General features: G+C 52.0%; 11 protein-coding genes and 1 pseudogene. 6 read left to right on the top strand and 6 right to left on the bottom strand.

Features of this window, described 5'->3' with window-relative positions:
* Nucleotides 1–580: 580 nt before the first annotated feature.
* Both ACE41H_RS16800 and ACE41H_RS16795 read right to left on the bottom strand, forming a co-directional pair.
* Nucleotides 581–1,503, bottom strand: a pseudogene (locus tag ACE41H_RS16800) (ABC transporter substrate-binding protein); the annotation flags it as partial.
* 146 nt (nt 1,504–1,649) lie between these two features.
* Complete coding sequence (locus tag ACE41H_RS16795; RefSeq protein ID WP_375356622.1) at nt 1,650–2,468, bottom strand: endonuclease/exonuclease/phosphatase family protein; 819 nt, start codon at nt 2,466–2,468, stop codon at nt 1,650–1,652.
* Between the two features lie 206 nt (nt 2,469–2,674).
* Here ACE41H_RS16795 and ACE41H_RS16790 point away from each other — a divergent pair, with 206 nt between their 5' ends.
* The 5 genes from ACE41H_RS16790 (at nt 2,675) to ACE41H_RS16770 (ending at nt 9,471) form a co-directional block, all read left to right on the top strand.
* Nucleotides 2,675–4,516, top strand: a complete 1,842-nt coding sequence (locus ACE41H_RS16790) for a helix-turn-helix domain-containing protein (protein WP_375356621.1) — start codon at nt 2,675–2,677, stop codon at nt 4,514–4,516.
* Between the two features lie 98 nt (nt 4,517–4,614).
* Complete coding sequence (locus ACE41H_RS16785) at nt 4,615–5,649, top strand: ABC transporter substrate-binding protein (RefSeq protein WP_375356620.1); 1,035 nt, start codon at nt 4,615–4,617, stop codon at nt 5,647–5,649.
* On the top strand, nt 5,646–7,658 hold the full coding sequence (locus ACE41H_RS16780) for an iron ABC transporter permease (protein WP_375356619.1): 2,013 nt from the start codon (nt 5,646–5,648) through the stop codon (nt 7,656–7,658). The genes ACE41H_RS16785 and ACE41H_RS16780 overlap by 4 nt, the downstream gene beginning before the upstream one ends.
* Before the next feature lie 621 nt (nt 7,659–8,279).
* Nucleotides 8,280–9,131, top strand: a complete 852-nt coding sequence (locus ACE41H_RS16775; protein ID WP_375356618.1) for a hypothetical protein — start codon at nt 8,280–8,282, stop codon at nt 9,129–9,131.
* A gap of 73 nt (nt 9,132–9,204) precedes the next feature.
* A complete protein-coding gene (locus ACE41H_RS16770) occupies nt 9,205–9,471 on the top strand; it encodes a hypothetical protein (protein WP_375356617.1) in 267 nt (88 codons plus the stop codon).
* 100 nt (nt 9,472–9,571) lie between these two features.
* Here ACE41H_RS16770 and kimA read toward each other — a convergent pair whose 3' ends face one another.
* The 3 genes from kimA to ACE41H_RS16755 form a co-directional block, all read right to left on the bottom strand.
* On the bottom strand, nt 9,572–11,398 hold the full coding sequence (kimA, locus tag ACE41H_RS16765; RefSeq protein ID WP_375356616.1) for a potassium transporter KimA: 1,827 nt from the start codon (nt 11,396–11,398) through the stop codon (nt 9,572–9,574).
* Between the two features lie 260 nt (nt 11,399–11,658).
* On the bottom strand, nt 11,659–12,750 hold the full coding sequence (gene ribD, locus ACE41H_RS16760) for a bifunctional diaminohydroxyphosphoribosylaminopyrimidine deaminase/5-amino-6-(5-phosphoribosylamino)uracil reductase RibD (protein ID WP_375356615.1): 1,092 nt from the start codon (nt 12,748–12,750) through the stop codon (nt 11,659–11,661).
* Nucleotides 12,743–13,507 carry a GTP cyclohydrolase II gene (locus ACE41H_RS16755; RefSeq protein ID WP_375356614.1) on the bottom strand — a complete coding sequence of 255 codons (765 nt, stop codon included), beginning with the start codon at nt 13,505–13,507 and terminating at the stop codon, nt 12,743–12,745. Before ACE41H_RS16755 ends, ribD begins: the two co-directional genes overlap by 8 nt.
* Before the next feature lie 280 nt (nt 13,508–13,787).
* Between ACE41H_RS16755 and ACE41H_RS16750 the strand changes: the two genes are divergently transcribed.
* Nucleotides 13,788–14,123: a winged helix-turn-helix transcriptional regulator gene (locus ACE41H_RS16750; RefSeq protein WP_375356613.1), complete on the top strand. Its 336-nt coding sequence runs from the start codon at nt 13,788–13,790 to the stop codon at nt 14,121–14,123.
* 75 nt (nt 14,124–14,198) lie between these two features.
* Here the strand turns inward: ACE41H_RS16750 and ACE41H_RS16745 are convergent, their stop codons facing one another.
* Complete coding sequence (locus ACE41H_RS16745; protein ID WP_375356611.1) at nt 14,199–15,671, bottom strand: chitinase; 1,473 nt, start codon at nt 15,669–15,671, stop codon at nt 14,199–14,201.
* Nucleotides 15,672–16,130: the final 459 nt, after the last annotated feature.

Genomic DNA, 16,130 nt, shown 5'->3' with positions numbered 1-16,130 from the left:
CTAAAGTGTATTTTCGGTTCCCGGTTTTCTGTTTTTCTGTACCTGATCCAACGGGATAATCGTGCAAAGCTCCTGAACAGCGAGTATCACATGTCTTGCCACGATCGGCTGGCGGCTTGACCGTCCAGCACTAGAAGCGGATTCGAATTCCTCAGAACCCAGTAGCTACAAAGGTTGAAGTGGATTTGGGCTCTGTGAAAGTCGAGTTAATAATTCAACATGAAGTTCAAGGCGATCGACCTTCTTATGTAGAGCTTCTTCGCGGTTCATGAAATCGATCACCCCTTAAAATTTTGTTTACAGGAATACAGTCACCAGCACCCAGGCTACAGAGTTAGCAACACCCTCTCACTCATCCAATAACCTCAAATAAAGTATCGGATACGATGCCACGAAACTCCGATGCTCCCAGATTCTTACCTACAAACATGATATCCACTTTCCGAGAAAGTTTCGATACCAACCCTTCAATCGTAGAAACTTCATCATGTGTTAAGGTAGGCACTTTTTCAAGCTTGAGTCTTGTCATAGTACTAAAACCAGGCTTAGTGAAGTCTGCAGATACAGTATTCTTGACGAAATCCAACATAAATTCAAGCTGTGCTTCCAGAGATATCGGATCGTTGAATAAATCCCCCTTGCGGTTCGTCATGAAGACCAGGTTATTCTTGACGGCGGGGAGATTTTTCCACAAGCTGCTCTCATATACAACAGAAGGATCGGCGTCATCACCGCTCCAGGCGTTCGTGAAAATATAGTCTCCAGCGTACTCCGGCAGCTTCTCCAGAGACAGATTTGCCCATCCTTGGCCGCTATCAATGGCCTCCTTCTGAATGATCGGCGGCGCTTTCAGCTCCAGTTCGCCATAGAGGATATCGCCGCCTCTGCCAAAGTTATGGCCAAATGCATAGATTCCTTTGGCGTACGGCTGCAGGATAGATACGGTCTTGTCTCCGACTGCAGCCTGAACCTGAGGCTTCACCTCGGCGATTTTCTGATCCCATGCAGCAATCCATGTCTCCGCTTCGGCTTCCTTGCCTGTCATCTTGCCGAATTCACGCAGCTGCTCTCCTAATGGAAGCTCGCCAAACTTGATAGCCACGGTAGGGGCAATCTTCGAATAACTCTCAATGAGGCTGGCATCTGCCCAGCCGGGGGCAATGATCAGATCAGGCTTAAGCTCCAGTATTTGCTCAATGACTGGCCATCTCCCAAATTTTCGACACCATCCAGCTTCCCCTCAAAATAAGGATTCTCCAGGGCTTGCTGATTCACCCCCACAGGCTTGATGCCGAGCACCAGCAAATCCCCGACATAGCTGTCTGCCACTTCCACAACGCGCGCAGGATTGCGCGGAATCTCGACCACACCATTCGAAGCCTGATAGGTGATCGTCTCGGACTGCGCACCCTCGGTGCTATTCGTATTGCCGGCTGACGCTCCCCCTGATGCAGACGACGAAGGAGCTGCAGCATTTCCACAGGCCGCCAGAACTCCAATCATAAGTAAGGTAATCACGATAAATGCCCAGTTACAAAATTGATTTATGTACACAACGTTCTCTCCTGTCCTGTTATTCCAATTGAGAATAATTATCAATTAAATAATAACAGGGTTGACCATAACTGTCCAGCAAATGGAGCACAAAATTACAATTCAACAGCCACACCAAAATGATCTGACACGACAGGGCCTGTCTTCCCGTTCAGCACCACCGTGGATGACTTCGCCCGCACCGGCACGCTGGAGAGGATATAGTCGATACGCAGGCTGTCCATATTGTTTTCCCAGCCGGCAATCGCCTTGAGCACCGTGTAGCCCTCATCGCGCAGCTCTGCCGCTTCGTACAGATCATGCCAGCCATGCTTCATAACATAGTCGTACCCCTCGCCGCGAACGCCGGCCGCATTATTCAGGTCACCCATCATAAATACAGGGTTGGGCCTACAGCTCTGCAGGATGGCTTCCGCCCGGTCCCACTGCTGCCGGAAGGGCTCCTCGCTGTCATGCCACCAGCCGAAATGTCCGCTGACGAACCAGGTCTTCTCCCCGCCCGCTTCCGTCAGAATGCCGGCGATCTTCCGTGTGCGAAAATTGGCATTGTCGCGGCCTGCGGACACATAATCGCTTACCGTTTCCAGGATTGGCGTTCTCGACAGCAGCGCCATCCCTTCATCGTATTTCCCGCCGGTCATGTGAGTCGGCACCCAGGTCCAGTGATAGGTCTCTTCCAGCTGCTGCAGAAGAACATAGGCATAGTTGTCCTGCTTTATAACCGCCCCCTGCTCCGCCATCGTATAACGGGTCAGGCCTTCCGCTGCGACCGAAGCTGCGTGCATGGATTGATTCACTTCCTGCAATGCAATGACATCAAATTGATGCTCATTAATAAAGCGGGCCAGTTGCCCGATCTTGTCCATCTGGTGCTCTTCATGCCAAGCATGGGTGTTCAAGGTCAACAATTTCATTTTTAATCACCTGCATTCCATAATTGTATATACATCATAACACACCCAAGGGCCGCATACTGCTTCTGGCAGACGGGAAATGGCGAGGGAGCGGGGGCTTCCCTCTTTCGAGCCGGGCGAGTACAATCTTTAGAGAAGAAAGTCGTCCCCAAAATAGTCCCCAACTCTCTTTTCGGACGAATTGACAAGGAGGTCGGGTTTCGATCATGTTCCTGAAGAAACATACCGTAACACGCAACGGCAAGACCTATCGCTATTACCGGATCGTAGCCGCCTACAAAGACGAGGACGGCCGGAGAAAACACCGTCTGGTGAAGCATGTAGGCTCACTGACGGATGAAGAAGCGGCGCGTCTCAGACAGGAGCTGCGCTCCGGACGGTGGCGGCAACAGCCGGATACGTCCATAGCCTTGCCATCCGCAAGCCGCGCAAGCCGGCTCAATGTGGCTGCTTTTATCCCAAGGGAGACGCAGCAGCTGGCTTATTATGATCATACCGACAAAGAGTGGAATTTGACGGACCATGATATGCTATTGCTCGTACGCGAAGGAAAGGGCGAGCTGCATATGGCCGGCAAAAAGATCATGCTCGCTCCGGGTATTGCTGTATTTTGCCCGGCAGGCACAGGAATGTATATCATCAACGACGAGCCCCGGAAATTGCTGATCGACCGCATCGTGTTCGATACGCTCGTTCCTGCAGAGAACTTTGCGGGCAACGGCAGCGCATACGAACGAGCAGCCTGCCCGCTGCCGGAGGGAGAGATCCGGCTTGCTTATCCCAAGCGGGCGCTGCAGCTGTGCAAGGAGCTGCATGCCGCAGCGCAGCCCGGCAGACCGCGTGATCCGTTGAAAGTGCAGGCGCTATTTACGCAGCTGCTCGACAGCGTCTTCCCTTCGTCCTCTGCGAAGGAAGCCGGCGAGACGGAGCGGTGGATCGAGCATTCCATCCGATATATAAGGGAGCATTATCAGGAACATATTACGCGTGATCAGTTGGCGGCGCTGATCGGCATCAGCCCTGAGCACTTTTCCAGAATATTCATGAAAGAAACAGGCCGCAGCTTCATTGATTATTTGAACAGAGCACGGATTCGGAAAGGACGCGAGCTGCTGCAGCTTACACGGCAAAGCGTTCATGATATTGCAGTAACGACAGGTTTCGGGAGCGGGCATTATTTCAGCCGCAAATTCAAGCAGCTGACCGGTGTCTATCCGACAGAATACAGAAAGCAGCCGAAAAGCTATGCGGCGCTCAATCCGCACACAACGTCATGCCTGCTCGCGTTTGGCATCGTGCCGAAGCTCGGTGTCATTGGGGAATGGATGAAGCCATGGATGCTCAGGCATTACGAGAGACAGATCGATCTGTCCTCGTTTCAGGAGACGCAATGGTACAGCGAGAGTGTGATACAGAAGCTTGATGAGCTTGGCATCGACCTGGCGATCGCGTATTCCGATGAAGAAGGCGCAGAGCGGCTAAGCGACCGTGTTCCGGCACTGCTGCTTCCGAGCGAATGCGCATCATGGCGCAGCGAATTGCTCGGTCTGGCCGCTGCCGTCGCCCGCGAGGAGCAGGCTGTTGATTGGCTGGCTGAATTTGACCGGAAAGCGGCTGCGGCCAGAGACGTGCTGGCTCCGCTCCTTGGCCGGGGCGATACCGCGCTAATTGTTAAAATCGTCTCTGGAAAATTATACGTGTATGGAAATTTGACAAGCATGGGCGGCAATGTCATTTACGAGGCGCTGCAGTTGAAGCCGCCTCCGGCGGTCAAGCGGGACATTATCGACAAAGGGCTGCTCAATATACCGGTAGCTCCGGAAGCGCTGGCGGAGTACGCCGCCGATCATATTTTTTTGTTCCACTACCGTTCGAACTGGTATGCGCAAACACCGTCTGTGCTGGAAACCGGCCCATGGCGGCAGCTGGAGCAGGCTTGCCTGCAGCGCATTTATACACCTGATTACAATGTGTTTTATGGCTACGACCCGCTGTCGATGGATTTGCAGCTGGAGCAGGCGGCTGAGCTGCTGTCATCACAAATGTAATCATTATCTGTCATCTATGTCCATTGACGCGTTCCTGGAACGTTGCTAACATTCTCATTGATAATGATTATCAATTATTGGCGAGAGGAAGACATCCGATGAAACAACGCAAAGGAATTTCAGGTCTGGTACTGACGCTGCTGATGATTTTGCTGGCGGCTTGTGGGAATGCGGGGACAAATAACGCAAGTCCTGGCGGCAGCGCGGAAGGCCCGTCCGCAGCAGATAGGCAGCAGGCAGAGACAGGTGCCGCAGGCGCCGGTGCAGGACCGATCACGATACAGCACGACAAGGGCACGCTGACGCTGGACAAGCCGGCAACCCGTGTCGTGTCGCTCGACTGGATGTTCACCGAGTCGCTGGTCGCGCTCGGCATGCAGCCGGTTGGCAATGCGGAGAACGAAGAATACAAGAACTGGGTGACTTCCGAGGCTGCGGTAACGGATACAGTCGTGGAGCTCGGCATCAAAGACGAGCCGGACCTGGAGGCGATCGTCGCGCTGAAGCCGGACCTGATCATCGCCGGCACCGCCTATCAGGAAGGAATCTATGAGCAACTTAATGCTATTGCTCCGACCATGATGTTCACTCAATATCCAGCAGATGGCGACCAGTATACGAGGATGATGGATATTTTCCATGAGATAGCGGCCGCAGTGGGCAAAACAGAGGAAGCAGAGCAGTATGTGGCCGGGCTGGACCGGCATTATGAGGAAGCCAAGACCAGGCTCGCCGCCGCCGGCAAAGCGGATTTGCCTTACATTCTGATCCAGGGCCGCAGTGATCAGAATGCCGCCGCCTTGTGGACCATGACAGAAACGTCGATGGCGATTAAAACGTTGGATCATATCGGGCTGAAGAACGTCTGGAAACCGGAGAAATTCGAGCAATACGGATATACCGATACAAGCGTCGAGGCGCTCATTGCGGTACAGAATGCCACCCTGCTGTCTGTCGCGCAGCAGACGGATGACGTGTTCAACCGGCAATTGGCTTCCAATGCGGTATGGAATGATCTTGCTTTTGTCAAGGATAACCGGCGCTATGCGCTGGATGGCAGCACCTGGCTGTTCGGCGGACCGGTATCGGCCAAGGTGCTCGTCGACGAAGTCGTTAAATCATTGCTGCCATGAGACTGGCTGCCCTATTCGGAGGGGGTGCTGCCGCTCTCCTTGCCTTGCTGCTGCTCAGCTTGTATGTGGGCGACGCGCCGATTCCCGCCTCGGCTATCATCGAAGCGCTGCTGAGACCGCAGGACAATCTTTACCATCATTCAATCCGGGAGCTGCGCCTGCCGCGTGCCGTTATCGGCCTGCTGGCCGGCGCAGCATTTGCTGCGGCGGGAGCCTTACTGCAGACCGTTACGCGCAATCCGCTGGCTGCATCCGATACGCTGGGCATTAACGCGGGCGCTTATTTTATGGTGGTGCTGGGCACGGTTGCATTTCCGCTGCAGCTCCACCGCTCTCCTTTTGTATTTGCCGCAGCGGGCGGGGCTCTGGCCGCGCTCGCCGCTTATTTGCTGGGCGGCGGCCGCGCCGCGGCGCCGGTCCGCCTGGCTCTCTCCGGCATCATCGTATCAATGGTGCTCGGGTCGTTTACGGCGGCGCTGCACATTTTGAATCCGATTCAAACGCGCTCACTGTTTCTATGGGGCTCAGGGTCGCTGGAGCAGATGGACTGGAGCGGCGCAGCGTATGCCTGGCCCTGGGTCATGGCGGGACTACTGGCCGCCTTTGTGCTGGGCAGGCAATTCGATGTGCTTGAGTTCGACGAATCGACGGCACAGTCCCTTGGACAGCGAGGGGGATGGATCCGCTTCGCCGGAGTCGCGCTGTCCGTACAGCTTGCGGCCGTGGTCGTCAGCGTGGCCGGGCCAATCGGCTTCATCGGCCTGCTGGCTCCCCATCTGGTGCGCATGGCCGGGCTTCGCTCACATCGCCTGGTGATTCCAGCCAGCGCATTATGGGGGGCGGTGCTGCTTGTTGCCGCAGACATCATCGCCCGTTTGATTCACAGCGACGTCGGGGAATTGCCAGTCGGCGCGGTCATGGCGGCGGTCGGGGCGCCATGGCTGATCTGGCTGGTGCTGCGCAAGATGAAGGGAATCTCTACCGGAGCGGCGCAGGCATCCGTGACCGCCAGCGGTTCGGCCGCCCGACTGCGCTTCGCTCCGCTTGCTCTGGCACTGCTGGCGCTGCTGGTAGCGCTCATTCTTGTGAGCTTCACACTGGGCAGCTCACGCATCCCGCTGACCGAGTTGTGGGGCAGCCTTATCGGAGCGGACAGCGCTTCGCCCTATTCGATCCTGCTGAATCTGCGCATGCCGCGTACGCTCGTGGCTGCTGCGGCCGGCTTTGCGCTTGCGGTCAGCGGTGTGCTGATTCAAAGCGCCATCCGCAATCCGCTCGCCGACTCCTGGGTCATCAGCGCCGCTCCGGGCGCAGGCCTGGGCGCGCTGCTCTTGATCGTCGTCTGGCCTCAGGTTCCGCTCGGCTTTCTGCCCGTTGCGGCCATGATCGGAGCCGTGACCGCCGCCGCGCTCGTCTTCCTGCTCGCCTGGCGCAAGTCGCTGCAGCCGTCTGTTCTGATTTTGCTCGGCATCGCCGTATCCGCCGTCGCTTCCGCCGGTATTCAGGCGCTGCTGGTGAAGGGGAGCTTTTCTGGAAACAAGGCGTTGATCTGGATTAACGGCAGCACCTATGCGCGCGGCTGGCAGGATTTGCTTGTCATCGCCTGCTTTCTCGCGGTATTGCTGCCCGTGTCCTGGGCATTCGGCCGCAAATTCGATGTGCTGGCCTTCAGCGACGAAAGCTCGACCGGCCTCGGCCTGCAGGTGCGGCGCACCCGGCTTCTGGCTTTGGCAGCCGGTGTGCTGCTTGCGGCTGGAGCCGTTGCGAGTGTCGGTACAATCGGCTTTATCGGCCTGATGGTGCCGCATGCCGCCCGGCTGCTGATCGGTCATCACACGCGGCGCCTGCTCATCCTCTCCGGCCTGCTCGGGGCGATACTGCTCGTACTCGCCGACACGAGCGGCCGCATCATGCTTGCGCCCAAGGAAATCCCTTCAGGGCTGATGATCTCTTTGATCGGCTCGCCTTATTTTCTGTTCCTGATGTACAGAAGCATGGGGCGAAAATGAGCGTATGGAACAAAATAACGCCCTTCTGACTCCGCAAGGTGGAGGAAGGGCGTTTATTTGTGTCCGACAATAATTCCTTTAAGTTACACTATTCAGGCCATTCCGGAAACCCCGGTCAGAAATCCAGCGCACGAAGTCAATCATAGGTGCACGCGTTTGACCATGTTTAAATAAGATTCTGGGAATAAAAAAACTCCTTTACCCCAACGATGGAAGTACAACCATAGAGGGTACTCCTTTTATATTATATTCAAACACAATCCTGAAACCAGACTGCAATACCGAAAAACGTATTTATGAGAACCTGAAGGATACAAAGGTTAAGTAGCAAATAATCCTGCCTGTTAAGTGAAGTAGAAAAAAAGACATTCTTGCTCACTTCTACACCTCAAGCACTTTGAATTTTAATCTTCGTTTGCGCAACAATAATTGTTAAAAATATGTGAATTCTTCTAGCAGAGAACTGACAATTACCATGATTGGTGATAAGATCATATAACTACCTTATTTTGTAATTCTATTCCATTAAAATGGAACAGATCTTTTAAATTGCTCAAAAAGGGGCTGATAAACTTATTTGTGAGCGAGGGTGGCAAAATAAAATTGAAGGGAGTTTTTGTTTTGAAAGGAAAAGGTCTATTTTCTGTAGCGCTTTCCGCAGCATTGATCTTAACTTTACCTTCGATACCCGTCTTTGCGGAATCAGACACAAATGATGAAGTGCAAGCAAAACAAGCCGTTGTTAATTACCTTCAAGCCATTGAGAACCAGGACACAGATGAACTTACTAAATGGGTGGAAGATACGAGATTTTCATCATTAACCGAACAAGAAGAGCAATATGAAAATCAATTTGAAAACGATAACTTTACCGACTACACCTTAAACGATTTTGATGAAAATGGAGATTCATACGAGGCAACGATTACTATGACACGTAAAGCTACGGGTGAAGTCCATTCTTTGAATCTTCCGGTGGAGAAATTTGGGGATCAGTGGAAACTTGTCGTAAATGGACAAGAAACGATGAGCGAAAATGTTAAAGCGCGACTTCAGAGCAACCAGAATAATGAGGTAGGAGAAATATCGCCTAATGAAATCAAACCTCTGGCTGCTGCAGTCGCATATTGGAGCTTCTCTTTTACAAGAAATGGGGTGGTATTACCCAACACGTCAGCCTATTCAGATAAATTTGATATGACAGGAAATTCTGTAACGATCAATGGGTGGCAAGAGTTGCCCGGGTCAACCAGAAGCGTTACCTTACTATATTCGATAGTCGAGAAAGGCTTCCTCGGAGATGATGTTTACGGGGAAACTACAGTAGCAGGGAGATATCCTCAAAATGGAACATGGTACTCTACTAGCATAAGAAATGAGAACAGCAACACACCTCCCTCCGATGTTTCTATAAAAATTTATAATCCTAGCTCAACTATAGGTCCATCTGGAGCTGGTAATGCGTATCAATAAATAATTTGCTATTCTTAACACAATCCACTTACGTGGATTGTGTTAAGAATTTTTTGTTTAATGGGGTGAAAATATGTCGAACCAAAAACAGGACCATAATCCGGTATCCAAATTAAAAACAGAAATGATTAATGAATTGGAACAATATGAAGAACATGAACAGATTGCCATCCTGACAAAGATCACAAATGATCTTAAAAAAGGCCCTTACAGAAGTCGTATTTTACGAATGAGAGAATTCCTTTTAGTGCCTAATTGGACTGTGGTAATATCAGTTGGATTATTATTACCAATCATTATAGGCGCACTAATAATTTGGTTTGCATTATACGTGGAATAGAGAGTGGCCATGAGTTGCCCCTTGGAATTCTCCTATGTTTTCTTTCAGGTAACCCAACAGCCTTAGGCGAAAAAATTCTCTAAGGCTGTTGGGTTGGAATTTACTTTTGCAAATGATAAGGCACCGTCGTGATAATGACATTTCTGCGGTAGAGCAAGTGGGCCCGAATCAGCAAGCTGGATTGGTTATGCAAAATATTGTGCCAGCCTTTTTTCGGAATAAACTGTGGAATCACCACCGTAACCTGATAGTTCGCTTCACTAGCTTTCCGCTGGACGGTATCGATAAATTTAGTCAATGGATGAATGATGCTCCGATAAGGAGAATACAGCGTCACCAGGCGGACATCCGGGTGCCAGGTTTCCCACTTCTTCTCGAAGGCCACTTCATCCCCCCGCTCGAATGGAACATATACGGCAATAATCTGATGCGGGGACAGTGACTTCGCATAGTTCAACGAATTTTCGACGACATGGGTAATGCCTGCGACCGGCAGGATCACAACATTGCCATCAATCGGAACAACGGGCTTGGATGCCGAGATTCTGAGCTGTTCGGCCACGGCGTCATAATGCTTCCGGATCCGGTAAAAAAGCAGAATGATGAGCGGCAGGAACACCAGCACAGGCCACACCTGGCTAAATTTCGTTAAAAAGAACATGATCACCACAATAAAGCTGATCAAGGCTCCGATGGTATTAATGATGAATTTGAGTCCCCACCCCTGCGGTCGCTCACGCAGCCATTTCAACATCATCCCGGTCTGGGACAGGGTAAAGGGTATAAACACACCCACCGCATAAAGCGGAATCAAATGCTCGGTTTGCCCTTTAAAGGCCATGATTAATACAATCGACAGCAGGCCCAGGATGATAATGCCGTTGGAGTAGCCCAGACGGTCCCCTCTTACCGTAAACATGCGGGGAATAAATTTGTCTTTTGCCAGATTGACCGCCAGCAGCGGGAAGGCCGAATATCCCGTATTGGCAGCCAGAATCAGAATAAGCGCCGTCGTTCCCTGGATAAAGAAATACATAAAATTCCGTCCGAAGGTCTGCTCGGCGATTTGGGATAAGACCGTCACCTCTCCCATGGGGCTTACTCCGTAATAATAGGCCAAATACACAATCCCTGAGAAAAGCAGGGCAAGCAGCAGCCCCATGGCCATTAGCGTTTTTGCCGCATTGTTCGGAGCCGGATCCCTAAAATTCGGAATCGCATTGGAGATAGCCTCAACTCCGGTAAGAGCCGAGCTTCCTGAAGAAAAGGCGCGCAGCAGAATGAACAAGCTTACTCCCGCCACCGGAGTGCCGATGGACGTGTGCAATTCAGGAGCAACCTGACCTGTTGCAATCCGATACAGACCAACACCAATCAGTATAAAAAGAGCCAGCACGAACAAATAAACAGGGTATGCCAGAACCGAGGCCGATTCCGTAACCCCTCTCAAATTCAGCAGCGTAATTAACAGCACAAATATGACCGCAATCAACACATTATAGGAATGCAGACCGGGAAAAGCGGAGGTGATGGCATCCGTACCGGCAGATACGCTTACCGCCACCGTCAGGATATAATCCACCAGCAGCGAGCCTCCTGCTATTAAGCCAGGATACTTGCCCAAATTTTCTTTGGAGACGACATAGGCTCCGCCGCCGTGAGGATAAGCAAAAATAATTTGCCGGTAGGACAGGATCAGCGCAGCCAGCAAAATTAAAACACCAACGGCGATGGGGATTGAATACCAGAAGGCGGCCGTGCCGAGGGTGACCAGCACCAGTAAGATTTGTTCAGGACCGTAGGCCACGGACGAAAGGGCATCCGAGGAGAGAATCGCGAGCGCTTTTTTCTTGTTCAGCTTCTGCTCACTGGCTTCATGTGATTTCAGAGGCCTTCCGATTAAAAATCGTTTCAAATAGGGTAACATTTGTCCTCACCGTAACTTTCTTAGGAAGTCATTCATTCAAAACCCGCGTGTATACAGCTTTCCCTGCAACAGACTAAATTATTGGCAGGCTGAGCGGGCCTTGAATAGAATATCCCTTTGGAACGGTTTATGTAAAATGCTCCTTTTTCTTATTTGTGTCAATTTTGCCTGAATGGATTCATGTAAGCGAGCAAAATAACCTTTTTTAACATAAAGCTCTTGCTGGCTTTTGCAATCTCGTCCGGATCAATCTATAGCAATTAGCTTTTATCCGCTTTCGGAAAATAAGCTTCAATCTTCAAATCAACGCCAACGTGCTGCACACTCATGCAGGTCAAGGAGAAGGCTTCATCCATAACCGCCGCGCCCAGACCTTCAAGGAAGGTGGGCGCATCCTTGCCTCCGACCAGCTTGGGGGCCACATAGAGTACAAGCTTGTCAGCCAGTCCCTGCTGTACAAACGAGGCGTTCACTTGCCCTCCGCCTTCCACGAGCAGCGAGGAAATTTCATGCTGGCCCAGTATGTCCAGCACCTGCTCCAGATTCACCCGCTCGCCTTCCGTCGGGATGACTTTGACCCCCGCTTCTTCAAGCTGCCGCTGCTTGTCCTCATCCGGCGCGCTGCCGGTAAAAATCCAGGTTTCCGCCTCGCCGTCCGTTACCACGCGGGCATCCAGAGGAGTGCGCAGGCGGCTGTCCAGAATGACGCGCAGCGGATTTCTGCCATCAGGCAGACGGGTGGTGAGCTGGGAGTCGTCATGCAGGATGGTCTGCACGCCCACCAGAATGGCGGCATGCTCATGGCGCAGCCTGTGAACATCCTCTCTGGCCTCCCCGGAGGTGATCCATTTGCTGCTGGCCGTCCGGGTCGCAATTTTGCCGTCGAGCGTGACTGCGGATTTGATGGTGACAAACGGCCGCTTGCTCACAATATAAGCATTGAACACTTCGTTTAACCGCTCGGCTTCTTCTTCCAATACGCCCTGGATGACTTCAATGCCCGCATCCTTCAATATTTGCACACCTCGGCCCGCCACGAGCGGATTCGGGTCCAGCGCGGCAATGACGACACGGCGGATGCCGGCGCGCACGATGGCCTCGGCGCACGGACCTGTCCGTCCATGATGCGAGCAGGGCTCCAGCGTAACATAGATGGTAGCCCCTTCCGCATGCTCGCCAGCCATGCGCAGCGCGTGAATCTCTGCGTGAGGTTCGCCCGGCTTCAGATGGGCACCAATGCCCACAATTCTCCCATCCTTGACGATAACCGAACCAACCATCGGGTTGGGCCGGGTTTGGCCCCGGGCTGCTTTTGCATTATCCAGAGCCAGTCTCATGTAGGTTTCATGCATGCAAAATCTCCTCATTTTGACCGAAGTGACCGGAACGCTTCACCTTCGTCTGCAGATATTTGACGTTAAATTCAGAGACATCGCCCCATAGCGGGACACGCTTGACCACATTCATGCCGGAAGCCTTCAAGGCTTCAAGCTTCTTCGGATTGTTCGTAATCAGCGTCACTGGCTGCTGTCTCAGATGCTTGAGAATGCTGATGGCATCCGTGTAGCTGCGGGAATCGTCGGCAAAACCGAGCTCCAGATTCGCTTCCACCGTATCCATGCCATTTTCCTGCAAAATATAAGCCATCGCTTTGCTGAACAGCCCGATGCCTCTTCCCTCATGATTCGCCAGATAAAAGAGAGCTCCTGCCCCGTTCTCCACAATCATTCTCATGGATTGGTGAAGCTGGTACCCGCAATCACAGCGTTTGCTGCCGAAAATATCACCTGTATGGCAGATGCTGTGCATACGGATCAGCGCATCCCCGGCGTGCTCAAAATCACCGTAGACCAGCACGCTGGACTGCTGTCCTTCCGCCAGATTAAGGGAAGAGAGCCGCTTGATCAAGGTTTCGGTCGAAGCTGTCTGGCAGGCGGCCATATCCTCCTCGCTTTGCACAGGCAACCAGGAGTACCACTGGAACACCACGGTTTGCCCGTCAAGATTCACCGGAAGCCTGATGGGTCCGACCAGAATATTGGTCGATGTATCGGATTGTACGGTCGCTATTCTATCTTTCAAAAGGGAAACTGCCTTGTTATGAATCATGCTGCACCATCCTTAGCTTCTATAAGATTACCCCGCCCGGCGGGTTTGATATGACTATGACTAGCATACAAAAATAATAGCACATACGTTCGTGTATTTAAAGAAAAAATATGATTCATCCAAATTTTAGATGTAACCTCGTTTCATTAGATTACTTTATGTAACAGAGTATATTTATAAAACTTAATTTCGTCAAGTAAATATAAATAAAATAAGTTACATTATATATTTTAATCAGCTTTAGTTTTTAGTATAATAAACCCCAAAGAGGTGATAGAGAATGGAAACGTCACAATTATGCCCCCGGTTCGAAAAAGCTGTCGAACTGCTGAGCAAGCGCTGGACCACGTTAATCGTCTATCAGCTCATGGCTGGGCCGCAGCGGTTTGTCGCCATTGAGAATTCGCTGCCCAATCTGAGCGGCAAGGTTCTTTCGGAGCGTCTGAGGGAGCTGGAGGAGGAAGGGGTTATTGAGCGTACCGTGTATCCCGAGAAGCCGGTCCGCATCGAATATTCACTGACACAGAAAGGCCGTGAGCTGGCCCCTTTGCTGGAAAACATTCAAGGCTGGGCCACCCGCTGGGTTGAAGTGCTGCCTGCTCTGGAGAAGCAATAAACGGAGGTTGATAAATGAACAAGCCCAAAAGACACCCTTGCGGGAGCCTTTTGGGCTTGTTTGTTGTTCAATCGATTAGGGCATACGCTCCAGATACGGCTTCACCGTCTTGGCGAATCTGTAGCCGCTGGTCGCATCCCAGTTCACGGACCAGGTCATGGCCCCGCGCAAATCCGGGTAGCGAGCCACCGGTTTATAGCTGCCACAGCCAGTGCCTGTCGCAAGACAGCCCAGGGCGTTGTTCACGACAGAAGCATCCACGTAACCCCCGCCTGCCGCATTCGCAGTAGCCGGAACGCCCAAGCCCAACTGCGAAGGCGACACCCACTGCAGCGTCAAATCCGACAGGGCGGTCAGGAAGTCCACATTGCCCTGGGAATAACATTTGCCGTCACGCCCCAGCATACAGCCTGAATTGTAGTATTGAACATTGATGACGGTTGTGATGTCTTTCAGATTTTTATAGAGCTGCATGTAGGTCGTATTTTCATTCTGCATATCAATCGTTTGCGGAGCCATGGTCAGCACGAAGTCAGACCCTGACCTCTGCTGAATTTGGCGGATTGCGCTCGTTAAATTCGGCACATTCATGCCATGCTCCAGATCGACATCAAGACCGTCGAGGCCGAATTGGGAGATCAGGCCGGACATGCTTTCCACAAAATTGGACACGTTCGGGGAGGCCACACTAAGATCAATATTACCTCTCTCCCCGCCGATGGAGATAATGACCTTTTTGCCCTTCGCCTGTTTGGCGCGAATGTCGCTGATCAGATCGGCGTTGCTGTATCCGCCCAATGCCGAGGAGAGCGAGGAGTCCACGTTAAATTTAACCGCCCCCGGTCTGGAGGTATCCATATCGGCAAAAGCCAGCACGATGATATCGTACTCGTCAGGCACATCACGCAATCTCAAGTTAGTGGCCCCGTTCACGAAGTTCTGCCAGTACCCGGTAAGCGTATGCTTCGGCAGATCACCGTTTCCTCCGTCCCCGCCGGAAGGAGCCGTCGTCGCCGTCACCTGGGTGCTCTTGGCAGACGTATTTCCAGCGGCATCCTTGGCTGCTACACTAAACACATACGATGTACTGGCGGCAAGTCCGGTTACCGTAGCCGTCGTGCCCGATACGGTGAGCACCTGGTTTGTGCCCTGATAGACGACATACCCGGTCACCCCGACATTATCCGTGGAGGCGCTCCAGGACAAGGACACACTGGATGAGGTCGTCCCGGTTGCCTTCAGGTTGGCCGGTACGGAGGGAGCCGTCGTATCATCCGTTCCGCCTCCCCCATCTTCAACCAGCAGCCACAGTGCAGGTACATTGGGCGGCTCCCAGCCAGCCAGGGACGTATGCGACTGGCGGCATTGATAGGTGGCTCCCCCATAGGTGACCGTATCATTCACCGTATAGCTCACATTAGGAGCCCATGCTCCCTTGTCCGCAGCGAAGGCCGCGGCCGGCAGCAGAGCGGTCATGAGGACCATGACCAGCAAAAGGGACAGCAGCTTGCCATTTTGACGACAGACGGTCAGCCATTCTCGAATCATAGAAAATTCCTCCTGTTCATAGTTAAATCTATGATCTCTCTCCACTCTCTCGGCATCACCTCCTTCATCGCGGACAGATAGGCATGAATTTGCTAAATGGACTGAAGTGCCGCTATTTCAGCAAAATCAAGCATTTTGGAATTTTAACGGACCTCTTAGCCTCTATTTAGCATTTAAACGCATATTTTGGGTCATTTTGGGGTGAATAGGGTCTCCCCGGTCCGTTAGGACAATGAAATTCCACCTTTTGAAGCAAATAAGAGCGTTCTGGTCCGTTAGCGGAAAAGGACGACAATTCCTCGTTCCAACGACCAGTCGTCATGCACTGGTTTTCAGGATATATTTTCCACAAATATAGCATTGCGATCATTTCTCTCACAGGGGGAAATTTATAGGATGAGAGGGGACAATCTTTAGCTGGTGTAGCTGTTATAATAGAAGGAGTTCATATTTAGCTGT

The organism is Paenibacillus enshidis (assembly GCF_042136365.1).
Taxonomy (GTDB): domain Bacteria; phylum Bacillota; class Bacilli; order Paenibacillales; family Paenibacillaceae; genus Paenibacillus; species Paenibacillus enshidis.
The sequence above is the reverse complement of the archived record's forward strand: the minus strand, read 5'-3'. Positions and strand labels throughout refer to the sequence as shown.